Here is an 11,565-nt window from a genome sequence, read left to right as displayed (position 1 = left end):
TTCATGGACTATGGACGACTACTGACAATTATTAATTTGTAACTTTATTTTTTTTAATGCCACAAGGACCCAGACCAAGTTTTAACAACAACAACAGGGGTAGAAACCCAAATTTTAGAAGAGAACAACAACAGGAACACCGCACGAACAGAATGATACGTGTACCTGAAGTACGATTGGTAGGTGAAAATATAGAAGTCGGGGTATACCGAACGGAGGAGGCCCTGCGTATGGCAGAAGAACAGGGACTGGATCTCGTGGAGATTTCCCCAAATGCTGTACCACCGGTATGCCGAATCATCGATTATAATAAATTCCTTTACGAAAAGAAGAAGAAGGAAAAGGAGATGAAGGCCAAAGCTCATAAGAGCGAGGTAAAGGAAATTCGGTTTACGCCAAATACAGACGATCACGACTTTGACTTCAAGGCGAAACACGCCGAGAAATTCCTCAAAGACGGTAATAAAGTAAAAACATATGTACAGTTCAAGGGCCGTGCTATCATGTTTAAAGAGCGTGGTGAGCTGATCCTGCTGAAGTTTGCTGAAAGACTGGCAGAGGTAGGCGCCCTGGAAGGAATGCCAACCATGGAAGGTAAACGTATGATCGCCATTTTCGCTCCAAAGAGTGCGAAAAAGAAAATGGAAACCAAAGAAGCCAGAGAAGAGCGCATACAGCAGCCGAGGGAACCTCGTCCTGCGGCGGCGTCTTCCGAAGCTAAGCCTGATCAGGAGGCATAGTCCGATACACTTTATTTACTTGGTGCAATTATATCAAATGAACCCGGAGCCTTGCGTTCCGGGTTTTTTTATTGATCTATAAACAAATCGGTGGCCGATAATGTGTATATTGGGTAAGTTTTGACACAATATGCAGGAGAAGATTATTTGCTTTCTGATTGATGATGATCATGACGACCAGGAAATTTTTTCTCTGGCGTTGAATGCAATAGATGAAGATATAGACTGTATTACCGCCAATGATGGTGTAGATGCCCTTAATAAACTGCGTAAGGATCGCGGATTTACTCCCCATTTTATTTTCCTCGATCTCAATATGGTACGCATGAATGGCAGGGAATGCCTTAAAGAGATAAAAAAAATTCCACATCTGAATAATATCCCTGTTATTATATACTCCACTTCCTCAGAGCAGAAAGACATTACTGAAACGATGCTCCTGGGGGCAGCAGATTATATCGTGAAGCCGCCCAGCATATCTATACTCACAGAAAGATTGGAGCAAGTTTTGAGAAAAGAATAGTGTGATTCAGCTATATTATGGAACTAACGAAGACGGCAAGCCCTGAATTCCTCACCGGCGGTGGTGAAATGGGGGAATTGATACGCTCCAGGGACTGGTCTGATACGCCGTTAGGCCCCGCAGAAGCCTGGCCTCAAAGTCTGAAAACTTGTATGCGCATTATTCTGACTTCCCGGCAACCCATGTTTGTCTGGTGGGGACCTGATCTGATCAATCTTTACAACGACGCTTACAGAAGTATTCTGGGAGGAAAACACCCCGAAGTGCTGGGTATGCGGGCCAGCGAAGTATGGAAAGAAATATGGGACCAGGCTGGACCCCGCGCGGCAACCGCTATGCAGGAAAACGAAGGCACTTACGACGAGTCCCTGCAACTGATCATGGAGCGTAATGGATACCCTGAGGAAACCTATTATACCTTTTCCTATAGTCCCGTACCAGGTGATGCGGGAGGCACCGGCGGCATCATTTGCGCCAATACAGACGACACCCAGCGCATTGTCGGTGAGAGACAACTAATGACCCTGAAAGACCTGGGTAAATATCTTCCGGACAGTATCAGCGATGAAGATGTATACAACAGGACTATTACGATCCTGAAAGAAAATCCGGCCGACTTCCCGTTTGCCTGCATTTACCAGGCGGACCTGAAGCACGGTACCCTTGAAATAGCAGGAAAAACAGATACTTCCATTGCCAATAGCATCCTGCCGGCCTCCCTGGAGATTGAATCTTCCCTGGCTGCCGACTGGCAATTCAAACAGGCTATTTATAGTAATAAATCTGTGATTGTCACCGGATTGAAGGATAGATATGGCCAATTGCCTTCAGGTAACTGGACAATTAGTCCGGATCAGGCATTGGTGATACCTATTGTACAAAGCGGGCAGGTGTGTCCTTTTGCGCTGTTGATCGTAGGATTAAGTCCTTACCGCCAATTGGATGAAAAGTACCGTAGTTTCTTCCAGCTGGTGGCCGACCAGGTAGCAGGCGGTATTGTAAACGTACATACCGTTGAAGAAGCCCGTAAAAAGGCGGAAGCACTCATGGAAATAGACCGGGCTAAAACTGCCTTTTTCAGTAATATCAGCCATGAATTCAGAACACCGCTCACGCTTATGCTGGGCCCACTGGAAGAATTAATGGTTCAGCGGGAAGGCACCCTTACCCTGGCGCAGGAAGCAAATGTTACGGCCACACACCGTAATGCTTTACGTCTTTTACGCCTCGTGAATACATTGCTCGACTTCAGTCGTATAGAAGCAGACAGGGTACAGGCACGCTATTTTCCGGTCAACCTCTCAATACTCACAGAAGATATAGCAAGCACTTTCAGAGCGGCAATAGAGCAGGCAGGACTACAATTTGATGTGATCTGCAAGACCCTGACAACAGGTGCTTACGTAGATAGGGACATGTGGGAGAAGATCATTCTCAACCTCTTGTCCAATGCATTTAAATATACACTGGGGGGCAGCATTACTGTTTCCCTGGATCAGGTAGGCGATGATGCGGTACTGCGTGTCCAGGATACAGGTGTTGGTATTCCGGCAGAAGAAATTCCCCATATGTTTGAACGCTTTCATCGTGTTAGATATACCAAAGGACGTACGTACGAAGGAACAGGCATTGGTCTCTCGCTGGTAAAAGAACTGGTACTGCTGCATGGCGGCGATATCCACGTAGCAAGCGAAGACGGTTCCGGCACCACCTTTACAGTCAGCATTCCGCTGGGCAATGCCCATCTGCCCGAAGACCGGATAATGGAAAATGATTACGAAGCGTATATCTCGGACCTGAGTGAGGTATATGTCAATGAAGCATTTCACCTGGGGCGTGAGAATGAAACCGGTGTTAATAGTAACACACCTGATGGGGAAGAAAAAGCCCGTATTCTCGTTGTCGACGATAATGCTGATATGCGGGATTATCTGCAACGCCTGCTCGAAAAATATTATTCGGTTGATACAGCAGCTAATGGCAGAGAGGCATTGGAGAAGATCACAGCTTTTCTGCCGGAGCTTGTGATCAGCGATATTATGATGCCGGAAATGGATGGTATCCAGCTCTTACATCATATAAAATATGACCCGGCAACCACTTCATTACCAGTCATATTGGTATCTGCAAGGGCAGGTGAGGAGGCCAAAATAGAAGGGTATGATATTGGTGCGGACGACTATCTGACCAAACCGTTTTCTGCAAAAGAGCTGTTGGCAAGGGTGCGTGCGCAGATCAGGATTTCCCGTTTACATCAGCAAGCTAAAGATATCCTGCAGCATAGTGCAGACGAGCTGGAAAAGAAAGTGGAAGAGCGCACCGCTGAATTGCTTCGTAAGAATTCAGAGCTGGAGCAGTTTGCCTACATTGCCAGCCACGATCTGCAGGAACCGTTGCGTAAGATCAGGACATTCTCTGAACTGTTACAGAAAGGCCTGCAGAAAGGAACACCTGTAGACAATTATTTTGAAAAGATACAGTCTTCCGCAAAACGTATGACGCAACTGATCAATGACGTGCTGGATTACTCCCGTTTGTCCAATAGGGATGTACAGTTCGTCTCCACAGATCTTAATGCCGTCCTTCAGCAGGTAAAAGTGGATTTTGATCTGCTCATTGAACAGAAGCAAGCCCGCATCGAAAGCAACAGGCTCCCGACAGTAAAAGGCATTCCCTTACAATTATTGCAACTGTTTACCAACCTGATAGGCAACTCGCTGAAGTTCTCTGAAAAACAGCCCCTTATCACAATTACAGCGGCTGCATTGCCTGCAGCTGAACGGTCTCGTTATCCAGGATTGGAGGACAATATGGCCTATGTCAAGCTGGAATTCACCGATAAGGGTATAGGCTTCGAACAGGAATTCGCAGAAAAGATCTTTACCATCTTCCAGCGCCTGAATGACGGAAGATTATATACCGGTACAGGTATTGGGCTGGCCCTTTGCAAGAAGATCGTGGAAAATCACCATGGCGTGATCAAAGCGGAAGGTCGGTTAAACGAGGGTGCAACATTCACGGTCATATTGCGGGCAGACCAGTAAAGGTATCGTATAACAATAAAAAAAGCCGCGACGATCATCGCGGCATTTTTTATATCTGATTCATTTTATTGGGGGAATCCTGTAAAGAAGAAATCCGGGTGTTCCACACTTTTCAGTTGACCCAGCCTTCCGTTTCCTCCCTGCGTATCTACAATGAAATCCATCGTGAAACGGTCATTGCGGATATAATCCAGCAGTGGTTGCATATCAGTGGCAATAAGGGTGGCATTGCCCCCGAATGTCTGCCCCGTAAAGTTAAATACCCCATCAGTGGTCTTGGTGTAAGTGAATGGATACCGGGCCAGGTAAAGTGAATTATTCTGGATGATATATACATCCACATTCATAGTCTGCTGACTAACATCGAACGCAAACTCGGTATAATACAGGGTTAAACCGTAAGGACCATTCACCAATGAACTAGCGATACCTGCATAGATGGTGGTGAAACTGGCAGACCATCCCGGCAGCTGCTGTGGAGGAACGATCAGAGAAGAAAAGTCCACTCCCAACAGCCTGTGCATAGGCACTACCGATGTGGGAGCGACTTTTACTTCTATCCGTTGACCATCAATAGTAACATAAAAGACCTCCCGCACGCTGTCCCACAGTACTTCATGGAAGGTATTGCCTCCATAGGTGATTGGCGTTTTCAGGTAGATGCCATTCAGCGTGTAGTAGTAGGGACTGGACAATAACTGTACCTGGTTGGCATCGTCGATATAGATCAGGGTAAAGGTTTTGGTGAAGGTGTTAACACTCACCTGTAGCTTCTTCCCGTCACTAAACTGCAGGTACAGCCAGGGGTTCTGCAGCATGTAATCTTCCATACTGCCGATTATATTCGCATAACTACCGGCCGCATATGCTTCCGCTTCTGCCTGTGTGGCTTTTACAAGGATCATCTTTGTATTGAAAGAGATGCCTGTCAGCTTGATAGTATCAGCAGAAACACTGTCTATAGCATATTCAAAATCAATAGAATAACCGGATCCGGTTTCTCCGCCATAAACATTTGGATCCGGGTCTGACAGGAGGTGGAGGTAGGAATAAGTGTCGAATAACAGGGACGGCCTTTGTACAGCTTTCAGGCGATAGGTGCTTTCTTTCCCGGTACCGGCAGCTTCCAGTGTAACATCACTATACATAGTCACGCGGTCGTTGGTGCCAAACCTGAAAAAGAAGCTGTAGCCTCCGCCTGCGGAAGGATAAACCACAGTTTTCCATCCATAGGTACTACCGGTAAGCGTGGCTTTGTACGCTGCCAGGGCTTTCTCCATACGCTCTTCCGGTTTCTCTCCAAAAAGCGAGGTGGTTTTATCTTTTGTACACCCTGCAAAAAGGATAGCCAGCAGGATGATATATAGTCTGTTATAAAGCATGTTTCCTGTTTTACAAATGATCAATTGCATCCTGTACCCGGGTCTGGAGATTACGGAAATCAATGTTCCAGCTCTCTTTGAAGTAACGGACAATGATTTCCTCTTTCTGCCGGAATTTAGTCTGTGCATCAGCCGGGGCCGAAGCAACAATGGCGTCGTATCCATCTTTGCCTTCTACCAGCATGGTAGATACCATTTCTACAAAGTCTTCATCCGGCGCGCTGCGGGCATATTGAGTGATAAACCCTTTTTCCAGGGCTTCATCCAGCGTATAGTCATTCCAGCTGGCGGTATAACCGGTGGAAATGCGTTTGTACTCCACGGGATACATAATGGTCTGATGCAGGATGTGTGCAAACTCGTGATGGATCGTGTGAAGCATTTGCCGCACAAATGGTTTGTCGGTGATGTTGAAATCATTAAGCCAGAACAACACGATCTTACGGCCGCCTTCAGCTGTACCAAGGGTGATGGTATTGTTGGAGTTGAACTGCGGACTACCCACCAGCACAAACTGTTTCTGGCAGTAGGTTTTGAAGAAGGTTTCTCCTGCTTCGGCAATGTAAGGTGCTGCCCAGGTTTTCAGGATGGAGGACATGACCGGTTCTACTTTTTCTTCCTTAACAGGTACCAGTGTTTTGTCCAGTGTCAGTTCATACCGTTCGAAACGGTATTTCACTTCTATGTTATACGGCCGGGTAAAGACCGAATCCAGCCAGAAATCGAGCGGGCCTTTCTCCCAGGTCTCACCACCCAACCCAGGTATGTTCACACTGTCTATTTTATCATCCTTGGAGCAGGCCATAAGGCTCCCGAGGAGGATAAAGGCCATTAAGAATTTTATATGCATTTGTTTCATAGTCAATTAGTTTAACCGGATTAACGGGGATTCAGTTCAAGACCTGCCAGTTTCACTTCCTGCGGAAGCTGGAACAGCCGGCGGGGATCATTCGGGGTCAGTGTTTCAGATTCACCAGCTACATTGGTATGGTTAACAGTAATACCATAACGTAGTATGTCAAACCATCGCATACCTTCCTGGATGAATTCCGCCTGTTTAAAATCCAGTACAGTATTGATAAGGGCCGTCTTTATATCGGAAGTGCCATAATAGTTGGTCAGCTTGGAATCTGTGATCCTGAAGCTGGAGGTATAGTTTTCTATACGCATGCTGGCATAATCGTTCAGGTCCTGTTTGGCGGCTGTGAAGTTACCCAGGTAGATATTGGCTTCTGCCCGGTTGAACAGCACTTCTTCTGCTGTAAAGAGGGGGAAGATAGTATAAGGGACGCCGATATCCGCATTGGCGCTGGAGCGTACGAAATGCTCACGGAATTTCAGTATCAGCCAGTTCTCTGTATTGCTTCCGGAATAATACAGGGGTTGTACCCAGGTTGCGCCGGTTACATTCCGGAAGACGAACAGGGAATATACCAGGTCTGTTCTCAGGCCGTAGCGGTATGAGCCATAGGAGCGTGCCCAGTTGGACGGTGCTTCCACCAGCAGGAGGTTGGCCGTCTCGGTCGCCTTTGTATAGATGGCTTCCATTTCTGTACCAGTCAGCAGGCTGTATACCGTTACCCAGGGACGAAGGTTAGATTTGATATTTCCACCTGGAAATACATTGTCCGCATAAGTGATCACCTTCTGGTAATCTTTTTTATACAGGTAGAAACGGGCGGCAAATGCGTTGGCCGCAGCTTTGTTAAAATGATATTTAGGCACCTTATAGGAGGTGTTGTTGATCAGCGGCATACCGGCCAGCAGGTCCTGCTCTATCTGTTCATAGACATAAGCGACGGTCTTCCTTTCATACTTGCCATTTACCACTTTTTCCGGAGTCGTTACATAAGGGATGCCCGGGTCCTGGCTGGCAGTGGCGGCATCATAAACTTTGGAGAACAGGGTCACCAGCATGAAGTGGTTATAGGCCCTTGCTACCAGTGCCTCACCTTTCTGGGCGTTGTAGTCGGCTGGATTATCTGCCTTACTGATAGCATCCAGTGCCTGGTTGGCCGCGGCAATAGCCTGATAGCAGGCATTCCAGTAATTGGTGGGCGAGCCCTGGTCTCTTTCCGTTACATCCCGGAAGTAGAAGGGGTTCGTGTTGATCTCCTCACTCGTTGTACCACCGGAACCTTTATCGGCCGCATTATCAGAAGCGGCTTCGGTAAAGGTGGCATAGTCCGCCTGTGGATAGGCGGTGGCGAGCAACTCAGCCACCTTTTCTACCGTATTGAGCTGGGTACGCTGGTCCGGGGCCTGTTCCAGGTATTTTTTGCATCCGGCTGAAAGGAGTAAGGCGGCAGCAAGTATATAGTAGGTTGTCTTTTTCATCTATCAGTGTTTTACGTTATAAACCTGCTTTCAGGGAGAATGTGAACTGTCTTGGTATAGGCAGGGCTACACCACCTGAATTGAAGAATTCCGGATCCTGGCCATTCAGACGGTCATCTGAATAGATCAGCCAGACGTTATTGGCTACCAGACTGACGGACAGGTTGTTAAATCCTGCGCGGCGTATCATTTTTGGCGGCAGATTATAAGACAGGGACACCTGTTTCAGCCTTACGAAATCACCATCTGCCACACGGGCGGTAGAGTAGTTGTAGTTATTGTAAGGAGAGGCGCCATTTAGCAGCGACTCACTTAGCTTGTCCATTACAGAAGGCACATTGGTGCGGTTTTCATCACCAGGTAATGTCCAGCGGTTCAGGAAGTCATTCGAACTGGCGTCCAGGTCGGAGTACTTCTGCTTGAAACCGGGATTCAGACGGATTTTGTTACCTGAGCTGTAAGTTACGAGGGCAGATAAGGCAAAGTTGCTGTAACGGAGTGTATTGTACCAGCCTCCTGTCAGTGTTGGATCTACCGGACCATTGTACACCAGGCCCTGTACCTTGTCGCTTTGCAGGTATACATTGTTGCTTTTCACACCGTCCTGGTTGGTGAACAGGGGTGTACCGTCTTTAGGGTTCAGTCCTTCAAACGGTATGGAATAAAGCCCCCGTACAGGATGTCCGACAGTGGCGCCACCTTCTGCCACGACGAGATCCCAGATGATTGGGATGTTCTGCAGGTTGGTGATCTTCCCTTTGTTATAACCGAGGGTCAGTTGCGTGCGCAATCCCCATTTGGAATTATCGATGATTTTATAGGCAACGGTAGCTTCCATCCCGTGCGATTTCATATCCCCATAGTTGGCGATCTTGATACTTTCCCCGCCAATACCGGAGGTACGGATGGGGCCTATCAGGTCAAAGCCTTTACGCAGATAACCATCTACTGTAATGCTCAGTTTATCGTGGAACAGACCTGCGTCAATGCCGACGTTGGTTTCGTATTGTTTCTCCCAGGTCAGCTCGGAGTTTTCCAGGCTCTGGATGTAGATGGACGATTCTATTTCTGAAAGATAAGGACGCCTGGTGCTGCGGTTCTGCAATACCACGCTGGAGTTGCGGGCATCACCCATACTGCCGGTAAGACCATAGGTGGCTCTGAGGGTCAGTCTGTTGACGGTGCTCTGGCTCCGCATAAAGTCTTCTGTATCCACGTTCCAGGAGCCACTCACGTTCCAGGTAGGTAGCCAGCGCGCCGTACGGGATTCCCCCAACAGGTTGGAACCGTCATAACGGATGCTCGCGTTAAAGTTATATTTCCCTTTATAGGAATAAGCAGCATTGGCCAGGTATGCCAGGTAGCGGTCATAGTTCATGGTCATACTATAGTAGTTGAAATTATTTTCAACATTCTGTTTGATGATATTGGGATCTATGAACGGTACACCACCTTTGTCAAACTGGTAGCCAAAACCATCGAATTGTCGGTTCTGCCGGTTGGCATAGCGCAGTTCCTGTGCTCCCAGGAAGTTGATGATGTGAATGTCGTTCCAGTTCTTGTTGAACTCTACCGTGTTACGAAAGTAATAGCTGACCAGGTAATCATCTTCTGTAGTGTAAATACCACCAAAAGGCAATACTACCACTGGTTCTGCCTCCGGATCGTCAGGGTTGCGGTAGAGGAAGCGGTTCCTGTCCCGGATGGTGGCATCGCCTGCGGCCCGGTAAGCCTGCGGCATATTGGAGTTCTCCTTGATCTTGTGTTCCTGGGAGGACTTCACATAACGGATGTTGCCGAGGAAGGTATATTTCAGGTTCTTCAGGATCTTATAGGAGAAATCGCCCTGTAGTTTGATATCGAGCTGACTGAGATCGATGTAGTTATTGCGCAGCTCATTCACGATATTAAAAGGGGCGAAGTTGCGTGTAAAATATTCCAGCTTGCCGTTTTCATCGTAGGCGGTGAGGGCGCGGCTGGTATTGAGTACGTAGCTATATGGGTTGATGTCAAAGTCGCGGTCGAACTGCCCGGTTACCGGGTTGCTGTTCCTGTTCAGTGTACCCGGCACCCGCTGGTCACGGATCACGGCCTGCGTGATGAACCCGAAAGATACTTTGTCACTGATGTTGTAATTGGCCCTTACGTTGCCGGTAAAGCGCTTCAGTTTATCTGCCATTGTCCAGCCCTGGTCCTGCAGGAAGCTGGTGGAGACATAGAGCTGTGATTTATCTGTACCGGAAGAAACGCTCAGTGAATGCTCCTGCATAAAGGAATTGCGGAACAGTACATTGAACCAGTTGGTGTTGGCTTTTGCATATCTTTCCAGGAACTGGCGTTTGCTTTCAGGACTGTTGTACAACCCGAATTGGCCGTTAGTCGCATTATAAGTATCAATGAGATTGTACATTTTAGTATAAACGCCGCCATTCTCTGCACGGGTAGCATCTGAGTGGTTGAGCCAGCCTTTCAGGGACAATTCATTGTAGAAAGCCATCTGATCGTCAGATTTCATGATGTCAAACTGGTCATATGTAGGCTTCAGATAACTTGAGAAGTTGCCGGTATAGGAGATAACAGGTTTTCCGACCTTCCCCTTTTTGGTAGTGATCACTACCACACCGTTCATGGCCCGGGCGCCATAGAGGGAAGTAGCGGCGGCATCTTTCAGGATCTGGAAGCTTTCAATATCGTCTGTATTCAGCCCCGCTACGGAAGAGCCCAGCAGGGTAGCAGGGTTACCAGTGGATAGCTGTTCGTTGGAGACGTTGATCACATCTTCGAGTACCACACCATCCACCACCCAGAGAGGCTTATTGTCGCCCGTAATGGAAGTGGCGCCGCGCACACGGATCTTGGGCGCTGCACCGAAAGTGCCGGATACGTTCTGTACACTAACGCCGGCCACCTGGCCTTCCAGCATACGGCTTGCATCTGCAATACCATCACGTTTAACATCGGATGCCTTCACACTGGTGGCGGCCCCGGTAAATAGCTTACGGTCAATGGTCTGGTAACCGGTCACCACCACCTCTTTCAGTGCGCTGATGTCTTCTTCCAGGATGAGATTGACCGGTGTGGCGGCAGAAACCTTCAGTTCCTGTGCCTTATATCCGACCATCGAGAAGGTAAGGGTAGCGCCCTTTTTCACCCGTAACGTATAGGCGCCTGCGGCATCCGTGATGGTGCCATTGACGGTGCCCTTTTCGATCACATTGATACCCGGAATGGCCTCCGGGCGGCCACTCTTGCCGTACACACGGACGATACCGGTAACAGTTTCCATGGCAGGCTGCTGTTGTTGGAATAGTCCGTAACTGCCCGGTGAGACAGCTTTACTGATCAGGGGAGAAGCGTTTGCATGGACTTCGCAGAATGCGCTACATACGAGCAGGCAAAACCACTTTGCTTTTGGGTTTAAAATGTACATACTACAGATTTTGGTTGCCCATAAAGGAGCTGAAAGAGAAACGATTACACTATAATACTCAGGATTATTTGATTTGCTAAGGATAATTCAACGCAATCTACATACAGTT

The 11,565-nt window shown here is 47.9% G+C and carries 7 protein-coding genes; 3 read left to right on the top strand and 4 right to left on the bottom strand.

Annotated elements, in window-relative coordinates:
• Positions 1-56 precede the first annotated feature (56 nt).
• From infC to F3I09_RS29970, 3 genes are all read left to right on the top strand, one after another.
• Positions 57-740 carry a translation initiation factor IF-3 gene (gene infC / locus F3I09_RS29980; protein WP_149698743.1) on the top strand — a complete coding sequence of 228 codons (684 nt, stop codon included), beginning with the start codon at positions 57-59 and terminating at the stop codon, positions 738-740.
• A 130-nt stretch (positions 741-870) separates the two neighbouring features.
• Entirely contained in the window at positions 871-1,263 is a 393-nt protein-coding gene (locus F3I09_RS29975; protein WP_149698742.1) for a response regulator, read from the top strand.
• A 17-nt stretch (positions 1,264-1,280) separates the two neighbouring features.
• Positions 1,281-4,307 (top strand): ATP-binding protein, encoded by a 3,027-nt coding sequence (locus F3I09_RS29970; RefSeq protein WP_149698741.1) that lies wholly within the window; start codon positions 1,281-1,283, stop codon positions 4,305-4,307.
• Positions 4,308-4,372: 65 nt separating this feature from the next.
• On the opposite strand, the gene F3I09_RS29965 is transcribed toward F3I09_RS29970, so the two are convergent.
• Genes F3I09_RS29965 through F3I09_RS29950 form a run of 4 tightly spaced genes read right to left on the bottom strand, consistent with a single transcriptional unit; the run spans position 4,373 to position 11,456 of the window.
• Complete coding sequence (locus F3I09_RS29965) at positions 4,373-5,689, bottom strand: DUF4302 domain-containing protein (protein ID WP_188134011.1); 1,317 nt, start codon at positions 5,687-5,689, stop codon at positions 4,373-4,375.
• A 10-nt stretch (positions 5,690-5,699) separates the two neighbouring features.
• Complete coding sequence (locus tag F3I09_RS29960; RefSeq protein WP_149698739.1) at positions 5,700-6,548, bottom strand: putative zinc-binding metallopeptidase; 849 nt, start codon at positions 6,546-6,548, stop codon at positions 5,700-5,702.
• 20 nt (positions 6,549-6,568) lie between these two features.
• A complete protein-coding gene (locus F3I09_RS29955; protein WP_149698738.1) occupies positions 6,569-8,026 on the bottom strand; it encodes a RagB/SusD family nutrient uptake outer membrane protein in 1,458 nt (485 codons plus the stop codon).
• A gap of 16 nt (positions 8,027-8,042) precedes the next feature.
• Positions 8,043-11,456, bottom strand: coding sequence for a SusC/RagA family TonB-linked outer membrane protein (locus F3I09_RS29950; RefSeq protein WP_149698737.1), 3,414 nt, complete (start codon positions 11,454-11,456; stop codon positions 8,043-8,045).
• Positions 11,457-11,565 lie beyond the last annotated feature (109 nt).

It is taken from the genome of Chitinophaga sp. CF418, assembly GCF_900142925.1.
Lineage (GTDB): Bacteria > Bacteroidota > Bacteroidia > Chitinophagales > Chitinophagaceae > Chitinophaga.
Note: the sequence above shows the minus strand (reverse complement) of the source record. Positions and strands in the feature narration are given on the sequence as shown.